Source organism: Patiriisocius sp. Uisw_017 (assembly GCF_047731265.1).
Taxonomy (GTDB): Bacteria; Bacteroidota; Bacteroidia; order Flavobacteriales; family Flavobacteriaceae; genus Patiriisocius.
In genome coordinates, this window is record NZ_CP159835.1 from 2538933 (window position 1) to 2561918 (window position 22986).

The 22986-nt window shown below is 31.5% G+C and carries 25 protein-coding genes; 17 read left to right on the forward strand and 8 right to left on the reverse strand.

The genetic code is table 11. The features are described 5' to 3' along the window. Nucleotides 1-623: 623 nt before the first annotated feature. Nucleotides 624-1301, forward strand: coding sequence for a class I SAM-dependent methyltransferase (locus ABXT67_RS11560; RefSeq protein ID WP_415374200.1), 678 nt, complete (start codon nucleotides 624-626; stop codon nucleotides 1299-1301). 378 nt (nucleotides 1302-1679) lie between these two features. On the opposite strand, the gene ABXT67_RS11565 is transcribed toward ABXT67_RS11560, so the two are convergent. Next, nucleotides 1680-1847: a DUF6515 family protein gene (locus ABXT67_RS11565; protein WP_415376988.1), complete on the reverse strand. Its 168-nt coding sequence runs from the start codon at nucleotides 1845-1847 to the stop codon at nucleotides 1680-1682. A gap of 56 nt (nucleotides 1848-1903) precedes the next feature. Further along, nucleotides 1904-2143: a DUF6515 family protein gene (locus ABXT67_RS11570; protein ID WP_415374201.1), complete on the reverse strand. Its 240-nt coding sequence runs from the start codon at nucleotides 2141-2143 to the stop codon at nucleotides 1904-1906. A 303-nt stretch (nucleotides 2144-2446) separates the two neighbouring features. Here ABXT67_RS11570 and ABXT67_RS11575 point away from each other — a divergent pair, with 303 nt between their 5' ends. Then, the gene (locus ABXT67_RS11575) at nucleotides 2447-2707 is read left to right on the forward strand and encodes a hypothetical protein (RefSeq protein WP_415374202.1); all 261 of its coding nucleotides are present in this window, start codon (nucleotides 2447-2449) and stop codon (nucleotides 2705-2707) included. Nucleotides 2708-3099: 392 nt separating this feature from the next. Here ABXT67_RS11575 and ABXT67_RS11580 read toward each other — a convergent pair whose 3' ends face one another. Beyond that, nucleotides 3100-3999, reverse strand: a complete 900-nt coding sequence (locus ABXT67_RS11580; protein WP_415374203.1) for a T9SS type A sorting domain-containing protein — start codon at nucleotides 3997-3999, stop codon at nucleotides 3100-3102. 1817 nt (nucleotides 4000-5816) lie between these two features. On the opposite strand from ABXT67_RS11580, the gene ABXT67_RS11585 reads away from it, so the two are divergent. The 14 genes from ABXT67_RS11585 (at nucleotide 5817) to ABXT67_RS11650 (ending at nucleotide 19127) form a co-directional block, all read left to right on the forward strand. Continuing rightward, complete coding sequence (locus tag ABXT67_RS11585; RefSeq protein ID WP_415374204.1) at nucleotides 5817-6053, forward strand: hypothetical protein; 237 nt, start codon at nucleotides 5817-5819, stop codon at nucleotides 6051-6053. An 18-nt stretch (nucleotides 6054-6071) separates the two neighbouring features. Continuing rightward, nucleotides 6072-6275, forward strand: coding sequence for a hypothetical protein (locus ABXT67_RS11590; RefSeq protein ID WP_415374205.1), 204 nt, complete (start codon nucleotides 6072-6074; stop codon nucleotides 6273-6275). A 142-nt stretch (nucleotides 6276-6417) separates the two neighbouring features. Beyond that, nucleotides 6418-6816 (forward strand): hypothetical protein, encoded by a 399-nt coding sequence (locus ABXT67_RS11595; RefSeq protein WP_415374206.1) that lies wholly within the window; start codon nucleotides 6418-6420, stop codon nucleotides 6814-6816. A 43-nt stretch (nucleotides 6817-6859) separates the two neighbouring features. Beyond that, nucleotides 6860-7144: a hypothetical protein gene (locus tag ABXT67_RS11600; protein ID WP_415374207.1), complete on the forward strand. Its 285-nt coding sequence runs from the start codon at nucleotides 6860-6862 to the stop codon at nucleotides 7142-7144. Nucleotides 7145-7367: 223 nt separating this feature from the next. Further along, complete coding sequence (locus ABXT67_RS11605) at nucleotides 7368-7781, forward strand: HYC_CC_PP family protein (protein ID WP_415374208.1); 414 nt, start codon at nucleotides 7368-7370, stop codon at nucleotides 7779-7781. Nucleotides 7782-7890: 109 nt separating this feature from the next. Further along, nucleotides 7891-11595 (forward strand): efflux RND transporter permease subunit, encoded by a 3705-nt coding sequence (locus ABXT67_RS11610; protein ID WP_415374209.1) that lies wholly within the window; start codon nucleotides 7891-7893, stop codon nucleotides 11593-11595. Between the two features lies 1 nt (nucleotide 11596). Beyond that, nucleotides 11597-12820, forward strand: coding sequence for a TolC family protein (locus tag ABXT67_RS11615; protein WP_415374210.1), 1224 nt, complete (start codon nucleotides 11597-11599; stop codon nucleotides 12818-12820). Between the two features lie 3 nt (nucleotides 12821-12823). Beyond that, nucleotides 12824-13546, forward strand: coding sequence for an acetolactate decarboxylase (locus ABXT67_RS11620; protein WP_415374211.1), 723 nt, complete (start codon nucleotides 12824-12826; stop codon nucleotides 13544-13546). Nucleotides 13547-13581: 35 nt separating this feature from the next. After that, nucleotides 13582-13836, forward strand: a complete 255-nt coding sequence (locus ABXT67_RS11625; protein WP_415374212.1) for a heavy metal-binding domain-containing protein — start codon at nucleotides 13582-13584, stop codon at nucleotides 13834-13836. 77 nt (nucleotides 13837-13913) lie between these two features. After that, nucleotides 13914-14654 (forward strand): heavy-metal-associated domain-containing protein, encoded by a 741-nt coding sequence (locus tag ABXT67_RS11630; RefSeq protein WP_415374213.1) that lies wholly within the window; start codon nucleotides 13914-13916, stop codon nucleotides 14652-14654. Nucleotides 14655-14657: 3 nt separating this feature from the next. Further along, complete coding sequence (locus tag ABXT67_RS11635) at nucleotides 14658-15248, forward strand: DUF2911 domain-containing protein (RefSeq protein ID WP_415374214.1); 591 nt, start codon at nucleotides 14658-14660, stop codon at nucleotides 15246-15248. A gap of 10 nt (nucleotides 15249-15258) precedes the next feature. Next, nucleotides 15259-17010, forward strand: coding sequence for an efflux RND transporter periplasmic adaptor subunit (locus ABXT67_RS11640; protein WP_415374215.1), 1752 nt, complete (start codon nucleotides 15259-15261; stop codon nucleotides 17008-17010). 291 nt (nucleotides 17011-17301) lie between these two features. Beyond that, nucleotides 17302-18825 (forward strand): hypothetical protein, encoded by a 1524-nt coding sequence (locus ABXT67_RS11645; protein ID WP_415374216.1) that lies wholly within the window; start codon nucleotides 17302-17304, stop codon nucleotides 18823-18825. Nucleotides 18826-18980: 155 nt separating this feature from the next. Beyond that, entirely contained in the window at nucleotides 18981-19127 is a 147-nt protein-coding gene (locus ABXT67_RS11650; protein WP_415374217.1) for a hypothetical protein, read from the forward strand. Between the two features lie 144 nt (nucleotides 19128-19271). Here ABXT67_RS11650 and ABXT67_RS11655 read toward each other — a convergent pair whose 3' ends face one another. The 3 genes from ABXT67_RS11655 to ABXT67_RS11665 are packed head-to-tail and all read right to left on the reverse strand — an operon-like array spanning nucleotide 19272 to nucleotide 20454. Continuing rightward, entirely contained in the window at nucleotides 19272-19424 is a 153-nt protein-coding gene (locus tag ABXT67_RS11655; RefSeq protein WP_415374218.1) for a hypothetical protein, read from the reverse strand. Continuing rightward, nucleotides 19421-20140, reverse strand: coding sequence for a recombinase family protein (locus ABXT67_RS11660; RefSeq protein ID WP_415374219.1), 720 nt, complete (start codon nucleotides 20138-20140; stop codon nucleotides 19421-19423). Before ABXT67_RS11660 ends, ABXT67_RS11655 begins: the two co-directional genes overlap by 4 nt. Continuing rightward, the gene (locus tag ABXT67_RS11665) at nucleotides 20140-20454 is read right to left on the reverse strand and encodes a hypothetical protein (protein WP_415374220.1); all 315 of its coding nucleotides are present in this window, start codon (nucleotides 20452-20454) and stop codon (nucleotides 20140-20142) included. The genes ABXT67_RS11660 and ABXT67_RS11665 overlap by 1 nt, the downstream gene beginning before the upstream one ends. A gap of 96 nt (nucleotides 20455-20550) precedes the next feature. Between ABXT67_RS11665 and ABXT67_RS11670 the strand changes: the two genes are divergently transcribed. Further along, complete coding sequence (locus ABXT67_RS11670; RefSeq protein ID WP_415374221.1) at nucleotides 20551-20808, forward strand: hypothetical protein; 258 nt, start codon at nucleotides 20551-20553, stop codon at nucleotides 20806-20808. A gap of 8 nt (nucleotides 20809-20816) precedes the next feature. On the opposite strand, the gene ABXT67_RS11675 is transcribed toward ABXT67_RS11670, so the two are convergent. Both ABXT67_RS11675 and ABXT67_RS11680 read right to left on the reverse strand, forming a co-directional pair. Next, nucleotides 20817-22298 (reverse strand): DUF2779 domain-containing protein, encoded by a 1482-nt coding sequence (locus ABXT67_RS11675; RefSeq protein ID WP_415374222.1) that lies wholly within the window; start codon nucleotides 22296-22298, stop codon nucleotides 20817-20819. 2 nt (nucleotides 22299-22300) lie between these two features. Further along, nucleotides 22301-22981 (reverse strand): hypothetical protein, encoded by a 681-nt coding sequence (locus ABXT67_RS11680; protein ID WP_415374223.1) that lies wholly within the window; start codon nucleotides 22979-22981, stop codon nucleotides 22301-22303. Nucleotides 22982-22986 lie beyond the last annotated feature (5 nt).

Sequence of the window (22986 nt, forward strand, 5' to 3'; positions counted from 1 at the left end):
AAGTTTTATAACTTACCAATCAAGTAGTTCTAAATTGCGATAATGATTACATTCAACAGCTTCGAGCCTTAATACCTTTGATTCATTTAATTTTTCCGCCTACTTTTTCGATGTTAGCCAAACACTTTATTTGTATTGTTGGCGCAAAGATTAAATATATAGTTCATTAGTTATTATTTACATTTACTATATTATATATAATTAATACTTATGGATAATGTCCTTTACGAGCGCTGTTTTTTTTTAATTTAAAATAGCTGAATTACAGGGTGTTAAAGAAGTTTTAGTGTTATCGTACTTTACACAACTAGCTACATAAATATGGTTTAAAAATTTTCAATACAAGTCCATATTTCACGTATAGAAATGATAGGGGAATAGCTAAATGTCCTAGGCTTTAGAAGTTAGATTATGAGTATAATAGAAAAAGGCATCAAGTAAAATCTATTCTTTGGTTCTTTTGTCATAATTGCAATAAGTTGTTTTTAGAGCGTTATTTGGGTTGGTTAGCTCCTAACTTGGTAAAAGAAAATGGACTAGCGGAAAACCTGTGTGTTCTTTTAATAGTAGATTTAGAACCTCTAATGTTGCTCTTATAGTTTGTATAGACGAATCGCTTTTTTATGAAGAAGAAAGAAAATAAAACTAAAAGTATAAAAAAACCTTGGCCAACTAAAGATGCTATGGAACAGGTTTATGAAATGAAACTTTGGGGAGCCAATACTTCTGGTTTTTATTCAGGTATAGGATCGCATCATCCTGATTTAGTCTCTCCATATATAGCTGTTTTAAAATCGTTTTTAGCGTCATTTAAAAACCCTATCACGGTGTGTGATTTAGGTTGTGGAGATTTTAATGTAGGAAAGGAACTGGTAACCAATACCAAGAAATATATTGCGATAGATATAGTAACCGGTCTTATTGCTCATAATAAAGAAACATTTAAAGAAGAGGGTTTAGAATTCCATTGTTTGGATATCGCAGTAGACAATTTGCCTTCTGGTGATTGCGCTTTACTAAGACAAGTGCTGCAACATATATCTAATGCTGAAGTACAAGGCTTATTGAATAAGCTGATAAATTTTAAATATGTTATGTTAACAGAACACCTACCCGGAGGGGATTTCGAGCCTAATAAAGATATTATTTCAGGACAGGGAACTAGACTAAAAAAAGAAAGTGGTTTAGACCTATTAGCGCCACCATTTAATTTTAAGGTAAAAGCAGAAAAGGAGTTATTGTCTGTCCGTTTAAATGATGGTAAAGAGGTGCTAGTAACTACGCTTTACGAAATGTTTTAAACTATTTAGAATCATAAAAAGTTGGAGCATAAAACAACTATCAGACCCGTTTTTAAGAACAATTAAATGGTCCATCATTGTAATGTCCAATAAATTTGCTTCCTACTTTATCTTTCTGGTAAGCTATAAAATGCTTGAAGTTTCACCATTTATAGACCCAAATACGGCTCCATATCCTGTTCGGGTAAAATAATAACCCTTTCCAAGGATATTAAATCAGGAATGGCTGCGAATGTAACTTTTGAGTTTGGCAATACCACGGGGCAGTTGATTAATCTCTCTTCTTAGATTTAATGACTAGTTCTAAAATCAAAAAGTGAAGTTAAGTATCATTATACTAAACTTCACTTTTAAGAATTACTTTGTAAATTTCGTGTTCTATTCTTCCTTAATTTCTACTATTTCATACAAGACCTTGCCATCTAATTCGACAGGTTGATAAAACGTTTCTCCGAATTGAACGTAGGCCTGGTCACCAATTTTTAGTTCTTCTCCACCTTCTGGTAAACTAGGAGCTATCATTCCAGCAATTACCGGGACAAAGATGTGGCCTTTCTCATTTTTTTTATAAAATGTACCGCCATAATAATAACGGGTTTCATTTACTTTACCGTTTCGGCCTCCTTTGGTATGGAAGGGACTTGAGCACCTACTGGAGCTTGAACCGCCTCAAATCCATCTGCTGTTTTTATATAATAGGTTCCTTCTTCATAATGATATTCGTCCTTGTTATCGTCATCATTAATTATTGCCACAATAATTGCTGTTGTAGCGATTGTAGTTGCAAAATATCTCCAAGGATGATAATAAAGCAGAAATGCTAAAAAAATATAACTTATCATTTTTTTTAAATTAATGTCTATGACAAGTAATTTTGTTTTAAAGTTTATTTATTGGCAAGTATTATCTCAAAAGAAGTCTTCATCAGAAGGACTAAAGCGTTTTTTAATGTTATGGAAAAGGTTAAGTAAGCCTATCTTTTAGCGCCACTATTTGCTATTATTTAAGTCTTTTCCTATTCTGAGTTTACCTATAAAACCTTGATATAAAGAAAACCTTTACACGTTATTTTTGGTATGACTAAAGTCATCGTTTTTAAAATAGGGTATCGTTAATTTTAGAGTCAATTAAAATACCATATCCTAATGAAAAAGAAGATTTTATTGCCTACTTATTTTTCAAAAAATGCTCGGAATGCGCTCAAATATGCGAATGAATTGTATAAAAATGGAAAAGTTGATTTTTATCTTATAAATTCCTTTATAGCACAAAATTATTCTCTTGATAATAGGATGGTTTCAGAACAAGGAGAAAAATGCTATGAAGCGTCTAAGAGCAGATCGAAACGTGAATTTCTGAAGCTTCAGAAAAGAATTGAATTATTAAAAGCACCTCAAAATCATTGAACCAGCTCAATAGTATGTGAGGTACGTTCACGGAAGCAGGGTTTGGTGCTATTATTTTTACTAAAATTAGGCGTAAAGAAATCGGGGTTACTGTAGTACAATCACATTAAAATTTTGCGAAAAAATGAGTACTATTCTGAAGATTATTATTAACGAAATCGCATCTTTATTATCAAGAACATAAAGAAAGACACCAATTATCTACTACCGAAACCTCACTTTTCTATATATGTTCAGGTAAAGCGCGTGAATTATTACGGAAAGTTGAAATTGAAATCGTTGACGTCGATAAAACCAAAAGAAACACGAATGGTTATAGCTAAGTACTGTTTAAAAATCTAAAAGAAAATAAATTGCTTTTGCTGGAAAAGTAATCAGGGCATACAATAAGCTTATTCAACAATTACTTTTAAAACTTGTCTTTGATTTTTATGAGATTTTAAAATAAGCAAATACATTGCAGCTTTATAATTTGAAAGGTTTAAATCTATTGAACTTTGATTATTTATATCGTAGGAATTTATCTTTTTACCATTTAAGTTAAACACATCTATCTTTTTAAACGAATTGATATTGATTACTGAGAATTCATTTAAACTCGGTGTTTTTATAATTTGAATATTGGTTTTAGTAGCTGTAAATTCTGGTGTATCAAGAATGAATGAAGCTTCACAGGCATCAATAATTTCTAAATCTGAATAAAAGGAGTTTCCATTTTTAAACAGACAGGCAACTTTTCCAGCTTCATTAACATCTGGGACGCCACTTGGAGCATTAATTAAAGATAGAGAACCAACACCTTCCACCCATATGGCGCGGTTTGTACTAATTGTATTAGAAATAGTGGGAGATAAATAAAAATGGCGATAACTATTTCCATCAGCTAAAGGAAGAAGCGCTATTTCATCGACTTTATAATATCCAGCATCTTGGGTAAAAGGAGTAGCAGGATTTTTCATATCAATAGAATCTCCTACTTCAAGAGAGAAATCATACAAGAGATAATCTCTAATATCACCATTAGGAAAATATAATTTTAGATATACTTTTTTTTCGGCAACATCTTCTCGCAATAAAAATCCTCTCGAAATATAATGGTATCCGTCGAGTACTTTAAAATTTATTCCATCAACGATAGTATCTCCATTTGTGTAATAAATATCTGTACTGCAATCACCAGAAAAACAATATTGAAGTTGCCATTCGTTATAGTCATCTAACAATGGTTTGTAGTCTTGAGAAAATAATTGGCTCGAAAAACTAATTAAAATTATAAGAATTAGTTTTTTCACTTTATTTTTAAAGTTAATCTGTTCATATTCGATATTATGGGTATAAAAATAATTTTTAAACTGAAATATGGATTAACAAATGTTATTTAAAAATGTTAATACATGTGGTCTAATATATGAAAATCTGTCACCTTAAAATACAAATCACTCATAATATTATGATTAAAATGAATAGTGTGTAGCGTAAGGGATTATTGAAAAATGATCCCGTTATGGTTGAATAGGCACATCAAGTAAATGTTTCAGTCTAATGGTTTGGAGTATTGATTTTCGCTAATTGGGTGACCGATTTCCAAGAAAATCTGTAGCCTTTTAGAAAAGTACATAATAGTTTCAATAGGTGTAAAGAGCGATTGGAAAGATGGATTGCGAACTGCCGTATGCGTTCCTGATTGCTATTGCTAGCAGCAATAGTGGTGAAAGAACCAAGGTGCTTGTATATAGCCTGTCCCTTATGTATTACGGGATACGATGGTGTGGGAGGCGCACTCCGTTCCTATTTAAGTGCGGAGCAGTCTACTTGATTGTAGGCCATGTATTTATTTTGTGATAGTTGAATCCTCGGCAACAGGAGTAATCGTTGCAAATTCATTAGAGTATGTTACTTTCCACGAATCATCAATCTTTTTAAAAACCAATGTTGCTGCAAATGGATCTATTTTGAACTGCTGCTTGTCTTTAAGTTTTGCCTGTCCTGTTCCCGTAAAAGTAAAAATGACATTCTTCTTGTCAATATATGTAAATAGAATGTCGGTTTCATTCTATGTTTGATGGTCCACTGCACCAAAATATTCTTGCCCGTGGTTACTATAATCACTAATTCTATCGAAGAAATCATTTAGTATAGTATTCCATAAACGATTTTCTAATCTTTCATCAATCGATTCGACTTAAATATTTTCTCTGATTGATGTTTTGCCTATTTTTTGTGAAAATCTCATTCTTTTTTTTAGTTGTTGCCAACGTTTTGTATAACTATAGTAAGGGCAAAGCATAAAACTAATTTCGGCTATGTCCCGAGATCATTTTTACAAATTATACTTTTAATTTTAATTTGGCAAAAGTTGCATTTGTGTAAATTCGGCGTATTTATAGAAGATCACCAACCGTTTAATTAAGTCACGAATCTCCCTATTTTATTTATATTTTGTTAGGGGCAGTTTCTTTATCACCGTTTGAGTGCAAATCTCTTTCGCATCCGAGTGAGAAAATCCTTCTCAACGTTAAAAGCACAAAACAAACTTTCCTAAACCATTACGGAAATCCGTAACACACATTTGGTCACTTATAGATTTGCCGCACTGACTCAATCAAACTCAAAATACACACGGAACTTTTTAGCTGTAAAATAAGTGCGATGTTTAAATTATTTTTTTATCAGTTTAAAAAAAACAGAATTTTAAAAGCCTGCGACTTAAAGAAGAGCAAAAGCCCCAAGAAACCCTTGCGAAACCTTCTACGCTATTTTTTTTGCCAAATTGTACCTAACAATTGTATATCGTTATTGACGATATATCTATAATTTAAAGCAGGCTATTTATTTTGAAAATATCTAGAGAATAAGTGGCTATTTTTCGTTCGATACCTACTTCATAAGTTTTTTTATAAATATAAAGCTACATCAACAGATGTTGTTTACCTTACGGGAACCCGTAACCCTAAGAATATACTAAGATAATTTTATCAAAGACGGCAAGATTATAACAATAGTAAAACAACAAAGCCTAACTGCTTGTGCCACCTTATAAAGAGATCGTAAAACATTCTACATTATTAACGCTATGCATTGAGATAAAAAACATTTCTATCTTTCACCTATGATCGTTGAACAATTTAAAAGGCTTGGTAGAGCACAACAAGAAAACCATATTACCAACTATGGAGAGTTTCTAAGTGTTCATACAATCCAGAATGAAAAGTTTGGTCTTTATGACATTGATAATTTCTTTGTTGAAATACGATGTGAAAATGATAGTTTAAGGGTATTAGAAATTAGCATGTTTGTTACAGGTCTTTTATTAGCTAAGTATTCAACATTAGATATAATTATTTAAGAAGTTTATACGTGAGACATGAAATATTTAATAATATTTACCGCCAGCCTATTAATATGTAGTTGCAACAATAAAAAGGTTAGTGAAGAAAGGCAGTATTCTATTGACCGAACTAATAGGTATGTGGAAAGTTTAGAATATGAGGTTGATAGTTTAAAAACTGAATTAGAAAAATGTGCTGATTGGGTGGATCTGCTTGAAGAAAAGAACAGTAAAGAATAATATACACCAAGTTTAAATACATTAGCAGATAACGGGACAAACAAAACAGGACAGACAAACATTATGGTCAATGGTGAAGGCTCTGACCTCAGCAAAAAGAGGATTTAAAAGGAAAAGCCAAACGAAAAACCATTACTCAGATATGATGCTCAACCTCATCACAATAGCGCAGGAAAACGGAGAGCCAGAGTTAGAAAAATCATATTGGAATACTTATTACTGTCAACAGAATACTGTTACAGCCGATGGCAGATTATATGGTAAATATTGCAAAAATAGATTTTGCACATTGTGTTGTGCTAATCGCAAAGCTGAGATGATAAATAGATACTATCCTATTCTAAAGGATTGGAAAGAGGCCTACTTCATAGCTTTGACCGTTAAGGCATGCAAGGCGCATCAATTAAAACCATATATAAAGATAATGCTTAAAACATTCCAGAAGATTACTGGGAAACATCGAAAACGTTATCAGAGAGGTACGGGATTAAAATTGGTTGGTATAAAATCATTAGAAAGCAACTTCAACTCCCAAAGCTAAAACATACAACCCTCAATTATATATAGTCGTTAAAGACAAATGGATGGCTGTGGTGATTAAAAAAGAATGGACTTTAAGAAGTAAAAAAGGATATGCAGAACATTGGTGTCAGAAGATAAAGCCGATAACTAATTTAGAGGCAGGTTTAATAGAGATTATTAAATATGGCAGCAAAATTTTCACAAAAACAGATTTAAAGAACAAGGTTAAAGAAACAGATACCCCTCATATATATCTTAAAACATTATATACAATATTAACAGCTATGAAAGGGGAACGTATATTTGACAGGTTTGGATTTGATGCTCCAAAAAAAAAGTATCGTTAAATATACACCTGCAAAGCTCTTATCAATGTATAAGGAATGGTAGTACGATATTGAAAGCTCAGATTGGATTAATCCTATTACAGGTGAACTACTCACAGACTATAAATTGCCTTCTCGTTTACAGGCTATTTTGAATGAGAACATTAACTTAGTTCGAAATTATACTTTAAATTTTTGTTAATAAAAATGCTAATTGTTATTTTTATTTATCTTTAAGCACTTTATGAAACAAGTTTTCCATAAAATAATGTCCTTACTAATGGCATTTGTAGTGTTATTCTCTACAATGTCATTTACTATTGATATGCACTATTGTGGAGATACTTTAGTTGATACTGCTATTTTCAAAAAAGCAAAAGGTTGCGGAATGGAAATGCAAAATCCATCAACTAAAGGTTGTTCTATAACAAAAAAGAATTGTTGTAGTGATAAGCAGATAGTTATCGATAGTCAAGATGAATTAAAATTATCTTTTGACACGTTTTCTTTTGAACAACAGCAATTCGTAACTTCATTTATTTACTCTTATATCAACCTTTTTGAAGGTGCAGAAGGAAATACAACTTCTTTTTCAGAATATCCACCACCTCTTATTGCTAGGAGCATCTACAAACTTGACGAGACCTATTTAATTTGATTCTTAAACTTTAGACCCTATTGTCCTGTAACTGCAATGTTATAAGGATAATTTCTTGTATTCGGTATTTTCTTAAATACCAATGTCTAACTGTTTAAAGAATAAATCAATGCTCAATAAAAGCATCAAATTTTTAATAGAAAATAAACTTGTCGCTGTCCTATTACTCGTCCTATTTATAGGGTGGGGAATTGTAAACGCACCATTTAATTGGGAAACAGGATTTTTACCAAGTAATCCTGTTGCAGTAGATGCCATTCCTGATATTGGCGAAAATCAACAAATCGTATTTACTAAATGGGATGGTCGTTCGCCACAAGATATTGAAGACCAAATTACCTATCCATTAACGACTTCTTTATTAGGGATTTCAGGAGTAAAAACCATTCGTAGTTCTTCTATGTTTGGATTTTCAAGTATCTATATCATTTTTGATGAAGATGTAGATTTTTATTGGAGCAGAAGCCGAATACTCGAAAAGTTAAATTCTTTACCTAACAATTTACTTCCTGATGAAGTCAGTCCATCATTAGGTCCTGATGCCACAGGATTAGGGCAAATATTTTGGTACACGATTGAAGGTCGAGACGAGCAAGGCAATGTAACAGGTGGTTGGGATTTACACGAAATACGAAGTGTACAAGATTACTATGTTAAATATGCCTTATCTTCTGCAAGTGGTGTTTCAGAAGTCGCTTCAATAGGTGGTTTTGTTCAAGAATATCAGGTAGATGTAAATCCTGAATTAATGCGACAATACAATATTGGTTTACATCAAATTGTAAAAGCAGTTAAGGAAAGTAACAAAGATATTGGAGCGCAAACTATTGAGATAAACCAAGCCGAATATTTAGTAAGAGGTTTAGGTTATATTAAATCCATTTCTGATATAGAAAACGCTGTTGTTACTTCCGAAGATTTTACAGCAATTAAGATAAAAGACATTGCAAAAGTTACGCTTGCACCAAAAGCAAGGCGAGGAATTTTAGACAAAGAAGGCGCTGAAGTTGTTGGAGGTGTAGTTGTATCAAGATATGGTGCAAATCCATTAGAAGTCATTAATAATGTGAAATCTAAAATAAACCAATTAAGCACAGGATTACCTTCAAAAGTATTGAAAGATGGCAGAACCTCACAACTAACAATAGTACCTTTTTATGATAGGTCAGAACTTATTAAAGAAACTTTAGGCACACTGAACGAAGCATTGACATTAGAAATATTAATCACCATTTTAGTCATCCTTCTTATGATGTTTAATCTTCGTGCTTCTGTACTTATTTCAGGCTTACTACCTGTTGCAGTTTTAATGGTATTTATTGCTATGAAACTCTTTGGTGTAGATGCTAACGTTGTGGCATTATCTGGAATTGCTATCGCTATTGGAACTATGGTTGATGTAGGCGTCATTCTTTCTGAAAATATTATTAGGCATTTAGAAGAAAACAAAGAAAAACTATCTGTTAATGAAGTGGTATATAATGCTACAACCGAAGTTTCAGGTGCAATTATAACTGCTGTTTTAACAACTATCATTAGTTTTATTCCCGTATTCACAATGATTGGAGCAGAAGGAAAATTGTTTAGACCATTGGCATTTACAAAGACCTTTGCATTAACAGCTTCTATTATTGTTGCATTGTTTTTAATTCCACCTTTTGCTGCATATCTATTTAAGAAAAGAAGTATCAAAAAAGCTTCAAGGCTTATTATCAATAGTATTCTAATTCTATTGGGAATAATAGCGCTAGTTTATGGGTATTGGCTCGGTCTTATACTTATTGCTTTCGGTATTTCATCTATTTTAAAATGGCAAGAAAAGATTACAGAAAAACAAGCAAACTTTATTAATATCGTTATTTCTGCTTTAGCAATTATATTTCTGTTAGCAGAGTATTGGCGACCTTTAGGAGTTGATAAAAATATATTTTGGAATCTCATATTTGTGGCTATTATTTGCTTTGGGCTTTTAGGTGTTTTTACTTTATTCAGAAGATATTATACACGCATTTTAAATTGGGCTTTAGCCAATAAATTACTATTCCTATCTATTCCAACAGCGCTTGTTATTTGTGGATTTTTAATAATGAAAAACACAGGTAAAGAGTTTATGCCTTCACTCAACGAAGGCTCTTTTCTGCTAATGCCTACATCAATGCCACATTCAGGCGTTGAAGAAAACAAACGTGTTTTACAACAGTTAGATATGGCTGTGGCGAGTATTCCTGAAATTAAAACCGTAGTTGGTAAAGCAGGTCGTGTAGAATCATCTTTAGACCCTGCGCCATTGTCGATGTACGAAAACTTAATTCAGTATAAATCTGAATATATGCTAAATGAAGATGGAGAGCGACAACGCTACAAAACAAATAGCGAAGGTTTTTATGAACTTAACAATGGAACATCGGTAGAAAACCCAAACAATTCAGATAATACTGTTACAATGCCTGAAATAACTAATAAAGAACTTGTAGAAGATAATGATGGCGAGTTTTACAGAAATTGGCGACCTGAAATAAAATCTGCGAATGATATATGGAATGAAATTGTACGAGTAACAAAATTGCCAGGCGTTACATCAGCACCAAAATTACAGCCTATTGAAACACGATTGGTAATGCTACAAACAGGAATGCGCGCGCCAATGGGAATAAAAGTAAAAGGACAGGATTTAAAACAAATAGAAGCCTTTGGTTTGCGATTAGAAACTATTTTAAAGCAAGTTGAAGGTGTTAAAACCGAAGCCGTTTTTGCTGATAGAATTGTGGGTAAACCTTATTTGTTAATTGACATTGACAGAGAGAAAATTGCACGTTATGGGATTTCTATACAAGATGTACAAGACGTTTTAATGGTAGCTGTTGGTGGTATGGAAATAACACAAACGGTTGAAGGTCGAGAGCGTTATGGCGTTCGTGTTCGATATCCAAGAGAATTAAGAGCCAATCCAACCGACTTAAAAAACATTTATGTTCCTGTTGCAAAAGGCAGTCCAATACCATTAGGCGAATTGGTTGAAATCCGCTACGAACAAGGCGCACAAGTTATTAAAAGTGAAGACACATTTTTAATTGGTTATGTGTTGTTTGATAAGTTAGATGGTTTTGCAGAAGTTGGAGTTGTTGAAAATGCACAAGCCTTAATTCAATCAAAAATAGATTCAGGAGAATTAATTGTTCCAAAAGGCGTCAACTACCAATTTACAGGAACGTATGAAAATCAAATACGAGCCGAAAAAACATTATCGGTTGTAGTGCCATTAGCATTAATAATCATCTTTTTAATCCTATACTTTCAATTTCGTTCTGTAGCAACTTCATTAATGGTCTTTACAGGTATTGCAGTAGCCTTTGCAGGTGGATTTATAATGATTTGGTTGTATGGTCAAGATTGGTTTTTAAACATCAATTTCTTTGGCGAAAACCTCCGAGAATTGTTTCAGATGCACACGATTAATTTAAGTGTTGCGGTTTGGGTTGGTTTTATTGCACTCTTTGGAATTGCAACAGATGATGGTGTTGTGATGGCAACGTATCTCACACAAACATTTGATAGAAATAAACCAACCAACAAAACAGCTATTAGAGCATCTATTGTTGAAGCAGGCGAAAAACGAATCAGACCTTGTTTAATGACAACCGCAACTACCATATTAGCATTATTACCTGTGCTTACCTCAACAGGTCGTGGAAGTGATATAATGATTCCTATGGCTATTCCAAGTTTTGGCGGAATGCTAATCGCATTAATAACCTTATTTGTTGTCCCTGTTTTATATAGTTGGAAACAAGAAATACAACTTAAAAAGAACTAAAATGAATTATATAAAAATTGTCTTTATGCTTTGTTCCGTTTTCTTTTTTCTTAGAGGAAATGCCCAGCAATTAGAAACTTTAATAGATGAAGGATTGGCAAATAATCCTGAAATTGAAATGTTTAATTTGAAGCATCAAGTTGCTAAAGAAAAAGTAAACGAAGTGAAAACGCTTCCTAATACTCAAATTGGTGTTGGATACTTTGTTAGCGAGCCTGAAACACGAACAGGAGCACAACGTTTTAAAATATCGGCTAAACAAATGTTGCCTTCATTTGGTTCAATAACTGCGAGAGAAAATTATAAAAATTCTTTGGCGGATGCGGTTTTTGAAGATATTGCTATTGCAAAACGAAAATTGGTTGCTTCCATATCGCAATCCTATTATAATTTATATGCGCTAAAAGAAAAGCAAACGGTTTTAGATGAAAACATAACATTGCTTGAAACCTACGAAACTTTAGCATTAACATCGGTTGAAATTGGTAAAGCATCGGCAGTTGATGTATTGCGTTTACAGATGCGACAAAATGATTTAGAGCAACTTAAACTAGTTTTAGAGCAAGATTATTTAGGAGAACAAACTGCATTGAATAAATTATTAAATAGAGAAAAAAGCATTGAAGTTACTATTGATAGTAAATTAGTAATGCCTTCTGAAAGTGATCTAATCAATTCAGAAAATTTAGCATTGCATCCTGAATTATTGAAATATGATAAACTCTATGAATCAGTAGAACAATCAGAATTGCTAAATCGGAAAGAAGCCAATCCAATGTTTGGTTTTGGGTTAGATTATATCGCAGTTTCAGAAAGACCAAATATGAACTTTAGCGACAACGGGAAAGACATTATAATGCCAATGGCTAGTGTTTCCATTCCAATTTTTAATAACAAGTACAAATCGAAAACAAAGCAAAACAAGTTATTTCTAGAAGAAATAAACTTTAAAAAACAAGACAAATTAAACCGTTTAGAAACGGTTCTTGACAAAGCAGTTAAAAAAAGTAATTCAGCGAAAATAAGTTACAATACACAAGCAAAAAACTTAAAACAAGCCAAAGATGCCGAAACAATTTTAGTTAAAAGCTACGAAACAGGAACGATAGATTTTAATGATGTTTTAGACATTCAAGAGTTACAATTAAAGTTTCAAATCAATCAAATAGAATCTATTAAAACCTATTATTTACAAACAACAATTATTAACTATTTAACCAATTAAACGATGTATAAATCAGTATATAAAATAGTTATGATGGCAACGGCATTAATTGTTTTGTCGTGTCAATCTAACGAAAAGAGAACAATAAAGACAGAAGTAAAATACTCTGGTGCTTTAAGAACAATAATGTCAGGTAATATTCAATCAACTATTAGTTTGGATAGCCTATCAAATAAGGAGAATTTGTATGCAATTGGTGCTATAGAAAACTTAAAAGGAGAAATTCAAATTTTCGATAGTAAACCAAGTAGTAGTTCTGTGGTAAACGATGTAGTTAAAATTGATGATTCTTATGATGTCAATGCTTCATTATTGGTCTATTCACAAGTACAAGAATGGAATACGTTTCAGACAGATAAAAACCAAACTAAATCGGAATTAGAAACCAAAATTTATGAATTAGCACAATCAAACAATATTGATGTTGATAAACCTTTTCCTTTTCTAATTGAGGGAAATGTTTCCTCTTTAGATTGGCACGTCATTAATTGGAAAGATGGAGATATGGTTCATAACCACAAAAAACATAAAGAATCAGGGTTAAATGGTACGTTAACCAATAGCGAAGTTGTGATTTTAGGGTTCTATTCTACAAAACATAAGGCAATTTTTACACACCATACAACCAATATGCATATGCATTTCAAAACTATTGACAATTCTTTAGCAGGACACGTTGATGATGTAGTAATAAGCGAAGTGCAAATTAAATTACCAAAAAAATAATTTCAATTATTTATTAACTATAAATTCAATTTAAAATGAAAACAGTAAAAACAATTTTAGGAGTTTTAGTATTAGCATTAATGCTAACAACAGTATCGTGTAAAGATGCTAAAAAGGAAGATGCAACAACCAAAACAGAACAAGCAGAAAAGAAAGAATACGCTTCTGCTTATGTATGTCCAATGCATTGTGAAGGTAGCGGAAGTGATGCCGAAGGCGAATGTCCAACTTGTGGAATGGCTTATGTGAAAAATGAAGACCATAAAGCCAGTGGACACAAACACGATTAATACAGAATGTGGCAACATTTATTTGATGTTGCTACATTTTATTTACAGTTAATAGTATTGAATTTAAAATTATCAAAATGAAACATACTTATAAAATATCTGGAATGACTTGTGGTAATTGCAAAGCATCTGTCGAAAAGAGTTTAAACGATTTAGATGAAGTAACTAACGCTGTTGTTATTCTTGAAAAAGAAGAAGCAATAATTACAATGAGTAATCATATTGAGTTAGAAGCATTCCAAAAAGCATTGCCTTCAAAATATAAAATTGCTGTAAAAGAGCATAAGAATGTTTTCGCTTCTGTGCAATCATCAAACTTTGAAACAGAAGAAGAAAAAAGTAAGTTACAACAACTTAAACCACTATTATTAATCATCTTTTATATAGCAGCTGCAAGTATATTATTGCATTATAAAAATTGGAGTTGGAGCGAATTTATGCTGGACTTTATGGGCTTATTTTACATTGTCTTTAGCTTCTTTAAAATGTTAGATTTAAAAGGATTTCCAGATTCATTTAGAATGTATGACCCTTTAGCAAAACGTATTCCCATATATGGATGGGTTTATCCTTTTATAGAAACTGTTTTAGGTTTAATGTTTTTAATGCGATTTGAAGTGAATATTGCATTAATAGTTACACTTATTGTTTTAGGAATAACAACTATTGGAGTAACAAAAACATTGCTAGATAAAAAATCAATAAAATGTGCTTGTTTAGGAACTGCATTAAAGTTGCCTATGACAGAAGCTACAATTATAGAAAATGCTATTATGATAATAATGGCAATATTAATGCTAATTGGAATTAATTTATAAAAAATGAGAAATTTAATAATAGCACTTGTATTGACACTATCAGTTTTGAGTTGCAAAAACGAAACAAAGAAAGATGTTACAAATCAACATAAGAATCATAATAAAACATCTGATAAAAAAGAAGTCCCAAAGAAGAAAGTATTAAGCCCACATACATCTGCAATGGAAATGATTGGAGATGCCCATATTCATATTGATTACTCTTCACCAGGAGTTAGAGGGCGAATTATTTTCGGTGGTTTAGTTGGTTATGATGATGTATGGCAAGCAGGAGCGCATAATGCAACTTGGATAGAAACTAATAAGGATTTAATCATAAATGATGAAGTTTTACCTAAAGGAAAGTATGGGTTTTTTACAATTCCATCGAAAAAGGATTGGACAATAATGATTAATAAAAATTGGAATCAACATGGAAAAGATGACTATAATGAAAAAGATGATGTGATGCGATTTAAAGTGACACCAACTATTTTAGATAAAATTACAGAGCATTTAGAATATAAAGTAAAAAAGATTAGTGAAACGGAAGGTACTATTTCTCTTGCTTGGGAAAAGGTAACAATCAACTTTTCTTTTATGATAAATCAATAAATTATTTGAGATGAAAAAGATTTTAATTTACATCGGAATTTTAGCTGTTGGATTATTATTAGGATGGTTCTTTTTTGGTAATTCAGCCACTAAAGAAACAGCACATAATCATTCTGAAACAGCAAAAATGAATCAAAAGTGGACGTGTTCTATGCATCCTCAAATTATGCAACCCGAAGCAGGAGATTGCCCTATTTGTGGAATGGATTTAATTCCTGCCGAAACGAGCGCAGAAGGATTAAATGCAAACGAATTTAGCCTTACTAAAAACGCTATGGCATTGGCTAATATTCAAACCTCAATTGTCGGTAATAGCACAAGTAAAGATGCTATCATTAAATTATCAGGAAAGATTGCAGAAAATGAAGAAGCAAACGTTGTGCAAGCAAGTTATTTTTCAGGAAGAATAGAGCGTCTAAATATTAGTTCAACAGGAGAAGAAGTACGAAGAGGACAATTATTAGCAACCATTTATTCGCCTGAATTATTTTCGGCACAACAAGAGTTAATTACGGCTTCATCATTTAAAGATTCACAGCCTGCATTATATAAGGCGGTTCGTAATAAACTAAAACTTTGGAAAATTTCTGATAGCCAAATCGACCAAATTGAGGCATCAGGGAAAGTAAAACAAAACTTTCCAATATATGCGACTGTTTCAGGAACAGTATCAGAAAAGTTAGTCGAACAAGGCGACTACGTAAAACAAGGACAAGCATTATTAAAAATCACAAACTTAAATACAGTTTGGGCGTTGTTTGATGTTTATGAAAATCAGATTGAGTTGTTTAAAAAAGGGCAGGATATTAGAGTTACTACAAGTGCTTATCCAAATAAAGAATTTAAAAAGATAGTCGATTTTATAGACCCTACATTTAATTCAGCAACAAGAACCGTTAAACTTCGAGTAGTATTAAATAATGCAAATCGTGAGTTTAAAACAGGAATGTTTGTTGAAGGCAATATTAAAAATGCGCTATCTAACAAAGAACAACGTTTAATGATTCCTTCATCTGCAATATTGTGGACAGGAGAACGCTCTGTGGTGTATCTCAAAACAAATCCTGACGAACCAATTTTTGAAATGAAAGAAATTACAATAGGCAAACAATTAGGAGAACAATACGAAGTTGTTGATGGTCTTAAAAGTGGAGACGAAATTGTAACAAATGGCACATTTACCGTTGATGCTTCGGCACAACTACAGGGTAAAAAGTCAATGATGAATAAAGAAGGTGGAAAAACAACGACTGGACACGAAGCACATCTTGGTATGGAAATATCAAACACAACAGAGAATAAGCGATTAAAAGTATCAACCAAATTTCAAGAACAGTTAAAAATAGTTTTCAATAACTATATTAAACTAAAAGATGCTTTAGTTAAAGATGATGCAGAAAATGTAATAAAAGAAGCGAAAAGCACATTAAACAGTTTAACTAATGTTGACATAAAACTGCTAAAAGATGAAAAAGCACATATCAATTGGAAGGCTTTAGAAAAAGAAATCAAATCTTCGGTTACTTCTATTTCAGATATATCTAACATAAAAGAGCAAAGAAGTCATTTTAAACACCTTTCTGAGCATTTTATAAGTGCTATTGAAGCTTTTGGAATAAACGAAAAGGTTTATAGTCAATTTTGCCCTATGGCAGATAATGATAATGGCGCCTATTGGTTAAGTAGAGAAGAAAAAGTATTGAATCCTTACTTTGGTGATGCTATGTTGAAATGTGGTAGTGTTAAGCAGGTAATTGAATAAATATACCGTTAAAATTAACAGAATTGTCAACTATCCTGTCAACTCCAAAAACAAATCCCCGTTATCATTGCGATAACGGGGATTTTTGCGGAGAGTAAGGCTCCGACACCCATCTTTAAACATCACTGTTTGCTATACTTTCAAGAGGTTAACTTTTTAGGGTAACTAATAGGGTAACTCTTAACTTGTTCTACTCAATTTCAGTGCAAATTAAAAAAAAATATACCCAATAAAGGGTATTATTATATGTATTTAATACTTTAATTTTAAACCCACTAAAACTTTATTTTTATGAAATATTATATTTTGATAAGCGCAATGTCATTTTTGATTTTGTCAAGTTGTTCATCACCTAAGTTATCCAAAAGATATAAGTCTTCCGATAATGTCTGGATTGCTAACAATGTTGTTCAAGATTATGTCACAGTTAATACGAAATCTTATAAAACATTTCCTAAAAAAGAAGAATTGAAAAAAGATGTGGTAAAAAAAGATGATGATTACAAAACCATTTTTGATTTATCAAAGAATGCACAGAGTGAAATTCTTAAAAAGGTAAAACTTGAAAATAAAGTAATGACAATATCGAGTCTTACAGAAGAGTTAAATGTTAAACCTAAAAATGGTTCAACCCAATCTACTCCAACTGGTGGTATTGTAACTTATCAAACTAAATTTCAAAATAATTTAATCAATAAAAATATTGTTTTCAGTGTTTCGCGTGTATTTTCATCATCTGGCGAAAAATTTAAAACAATTAACAAAGTTGGTGATAGAATACAATATTTAGATTTAAGTTTAGCGATATCTAACTCTGATAAGCTAAAGTTTATGAATTGGAACAAATTCGAAAATGATTATGCAATAGCAGATTTTGGTTCAATAACATCAAGTAAAAGTATTTCTGCTGATATTTCAATAGGATATGAGGCAACAGCAAATCTAGATGCTACAAATACTACTGATACTCAAAACGATTCTGGAGGAATAAATACCACCGTTTCTGATTTATCAAATACAAGTGTTAAAGATGGTGAGGGTTATTCAAACACAAATAGTCAGTCTAACTCAAATACAGAAACATTAAATTATACATTGAAAAAATTGAATAATACTGTTGATAAACTTACTGAATTTTCTAAGATTGCTCCTAGTGCAAAGTTGTCTGCGACAGATAAACTTGATGAACAAAGACAATTTAAAGCTCAAATACTTAAACTTTCTGGAATTTTAAATGATAATGGATTTGAAATAAAACAGGAAGGGTTTGAGGGAATTAATCTTAAAGGAAATACAAGTATTAATGTTGATTTAAAATTTGAAGGTCAATATGATGAGCCTATTACATTTTTAAAATTCTCGAATTTTTATAAAACAGATAAAACAGGCTCAAAACCAAACACATACAAAAAGTTGAATGTGGTTTATACAAATCTTTTTTATCCAAAATTAACAGAAGATATCAAAGCTAAAGTGGGTTATAGATATCTATATAGGAGTATACGTGGTGGAGATAAATTTATTCCAGAATATAAACATAAAGTGAAATATTTATTTGGCGAAATTCCTAATGGCGATGTTAAAAGTGAAGAATTTATTTTAATTAAAAAATCTGATTTTCATCCAATAGTATTTCAAGTAAATAATAATGGTAAAGCATTAAAATTAAATGGATTGGTTCTGAACTTTGAAAAAAAAGAACATGCAATTGAATTTGTTAGTTGGTTGATTTTTAGCAATGATAGTGTATTCTACAAAACGAATTTAAATATTCAAGATTTAACTAATTTGAAAATTATAGAGAAAGAGTTTTAATTAATTAGAAAAAACCTTTAAGTATTGAGATAAGAACTAATTTCAATTTGCTTTTAGACTTCAATCTTCAACATTAACTGATAGTTATTATTAAGCTAAAAAATCTTAGAAAACAATTATTTTTATACTTTTGTGTAAATTAAAATCATAAAAATATGAGTTTATTAGAAGAAATGTTGAAAAACCAAACAAAGCACAGTGGTCTAAGACTGTGGAGAGGTAAGGGTGGTGACTATTGGAAAAGTAGTGGCTCAGGTAGAAAAGGAATTACTGAATTTTTCTTTCCGAAAAAGAAAAAGTAATAATTTTGATTCTTATCACTAACAAATAACGACAAACTTACTTCAAGTTTAAGACGTATAAGCCTTATATATCTGCTTCTCTAAAATTTGCTCTTAAAACAACGAATTTCCTGTAATTAATTGATAATAATAACTAGAACTTATTCAATTTTCATAATACTTGCCGTTTATAAAAATTACTTTAACATTTATAGAATTACATATATTACTAATTTCTTCATTAGTTAGCTTATTCTCATCCATAACTTCAAATTTATGAATGCTCTTATCTTCTTGATGGGTAATTTCTATAATCATTCCTCACATTTTTTAAATAATCGTTGAACTTGAATAGGATTAAACTGTTTACCTCGTCTGGTAGTGTACTGTAACTTATTTAATTTATCAGCTATAGCTTGAAAAGTCATTCCTTCTTTTCTTGCTGAACAGATTATGTCCATAGCTTGGATATTGTTTTTATTGTTATGTGCATTTTCTTTAATTTTTTCAACGCCTAATTTTTGATACTCACCAAAACCGTTAGGATTACCCAAACGGACTTTACCATCAATAGGAGTCATAGCTGAACCATCCTTATTGATATATATCCCTTGGTCGATTTTATCTTTTTTCACTCTTAAAGCATCTTTTATCCTTTTGGATATAACCTCAGCTTCATGTTCGGCTATAACCGAAAGTAATTGTATTGTTAATTTATTGGCGTTAGGGTTGTCACAACAAATAAATTCAACACCACCATTAAATAGGGCAGAGGTGAACTCCACATCACGAGCTAGTCTGTCTAGTTTTGCTACTATCAATATAGCTTTATTCGCTTTTGCTAATTCGATAGCTTTATAAATCTCAACACGTTTTTTATTTCTTGTCCCCGTTTCAACTTCTGTAAACTCACCGACTAGATTTCCTTTATCACTAACATGATTGGCAACAGCATTTTTCTGAGCTTGCAAGCCAAGCCCAGAATTTCCTTGTTTTTGGGTTGAGACCCTATAATAAGATACATACTGTTTCATTAGGCTGCGTGTTTTCCTTCTATATAATCAATTACATTTATTAGCATGTCACAATATACACCTTCAGTGGTTTTCACAATCTCACGTTTTCTATTAGTGAAAACCACTGTATATGTATCTAGCCAATCTAATTCAACGGTAACCCAGCCTTTGTGAGTTAAACCATTGACCTGAAAACTTAAACCTCCAGCCCTAGTTTTAGTTTCAGATAAAGCGCAAAAGGATTTAGCTCCCCATGCCAAAAGAGCACTTCTATCTGAGTATTTGATTTGGTTTAAAATTATTCTTGCGATTTGTTCAGACGTATTTTCCATGACTAAGTTTTAAGTTAATCAAAGATAAACATTTTTATAACAAATTGCTATCATTAGTTTGCAATTTGTTATATTTGTGATATAAATTATATTATTATGCCAACACAAGGAGAAAGACAAGATTTTTTATGGAGACCAAATGATGAAAGTTCAACAACAAGAGCTAGATACGATGCTGAAGCGGAACATTGGTATCGCTCTTTTAAAAGTGCCGAAAGAAAACAGGCTTCCGCTCCAATAGGTGAAACTTTTGGAGTGATAGGATTAGTATTAAGCCTAACTCTAAACCTAATGCTATTAATTGTTCTATTGTTAAGCGATTTATTAAAATATCTTAGAAAAAGAATTGATTGAATGATTGTTTATAATGATTTCAATACTTCATAAATCTTAACCATGGCATAAGTATCCAACTTGCAATATTCAAGTAAGTGCTCCCTAGTTTGCTTTATATCACCATTAAACTCCCCTAATACCATTTGAGCAAAAAGAGTACTAGCTGTACCTCCTTCACTTATTTCTAAATCACCATAGGACAATTCTGGAACAAGAGCTGGTAATACAACTTTGATAGAGTAACTGCCTCTCATTTCTCGTGTGTAATACCATTTTTGCTGAAAAGGAATCATAAGGTCTTTTAGCCTACTTACAATGTGATTTATTTCATTTTCAAGTTGTGGATATACAGTAATTAAGTCATTTAATTTCCCACGTTCAAATCCTATATTATAAACTACAATATCACCAGTATCTCCACAGTCTTTAATTAACTGTTTTATAAATGCTTCTCGTGGGTCTATATTGGGATTTGGCTCAGCCAAATATTCCTTATGCTCTAAATCATCCTTTTCATTCTGAATGTGCAGTGAATACTGAAACACTAATTGCTGGTAAGGTCTGCTATTATCAAAAATTGGAACAGCCGTTCCCATTGTTTCAAAGTCTAAAAAATAAAGTGGGTAATTTAAATCCTCTATGAAATTCTTAATTTTTGGTCTATCAATAACTAATTTATTGTCTAACTCACTAGTGACTTGTAAAAATTGGTTAGCATTTAATGGATTATTATTTAAGTCTATTTGGTCTAAAGTAACTATACCTTTGTTATATAAATCGAACTTTTTACTTGTCCATAGATTTGAAATATTAAATACTGAATATTCTGGAATGTGTTCCCAACAATGTCCCCTAAAATCACAATTATAAGGAGTTGAGCAGTGGCTTCCTATATCAATAGCTGGAACCTCATCTTGTAATATCACTTGTTTAAACCTTCCAACTTGACTAGGAATTTTGGGCAAGACTTCTCGAACTCTATCATAAACAGATTCTATTGTAAATAGCTCCTGAATATCAATACCATCATCTTTTACATATTGATTATTAATATGGACTATAGAAATGTCTTTAAGGTCAATTCCTGAATTAACGATTGTATAAAACTGAATCGCTGCATCATTTATATAAACATCAGAAACACTTGTTGAGCTTTTTACTTCATAAGCTTTCCAACCCTCTTCATCTTTAACTAATATATCTAAAGCTGCTAATACTCCATTAAATTGAAATGTAGCTTCATAGATAATTGATTCTCCATTTTCAATAAAATCTTTTGTTTTTAAAACCGATTCTTGCATTTTAAAATGACTTGATGGTGATGCATCAACTCCATTTGGAAATAACTCTTGAGCTAATACACCTACATTCGACCCTTGATTAAATATAGCTTGAAGTTGAGGTGAAACCTCATCCCTTAGCTTATAAAAGTGTTTATAGAGATACAACGATTTTTCACATTGTAATCCTCTAATAAAAGTTGATTTTGAGAGTAATGGCTTTTTCATAATTAAATATCAAAAACATCTATTTGCCAATCTTTAAATTGATATTGACCTTTTTCTAATTCTTTCCATAATTCATAATCAATGTTAAATATATTTTTGGAGTAATCTGTTTCGTTTTCTTTTCCTTTTCTTGAAAGCAATGTTTTTGTTTTTAAAATGAGTATATGAAAAGAAATTGGCTTTTCTGAAGTTGGAAAACCCTCGAAAGCTTTTTTGAATTTTTCAAATAGTCTTTTTATTGTTCCTTTATCTTCACCGTCAATTAAATGAACCCAAGCTCCATTAAAATTCTCTTTTGTGAGCTTTTCAATATCTTTATCAATAGAAGGCTGTTCGGGATTATGAGCTTTAAACTCAATATTCATTACTTTGTCTTCTTTATGGTAAAAGCTTAAATCTGAAGATGCACTGCGGTTACCTTTTGCATTCTCATCAAACACATAATTATTTTCAGTTGGAGTTTCTACAGAAAAATATAGTTCAGGGTGTTGAAATTGTCCGTGAAGATTTGTTAATGTAAACCTTAATTCCTGTTCACTAATTCTTTTTTCTCCACTTCTGTATTCTGGGATTCTTAAAAGAGTTTTTCTGTCATCTGGCTTATTAAAATATATTTTTAATAATTCTTTCGATGATTCTTGTACTAGTTTAAGTAAATAGTCATTTAGTGTATTAGTATCCATAGCTT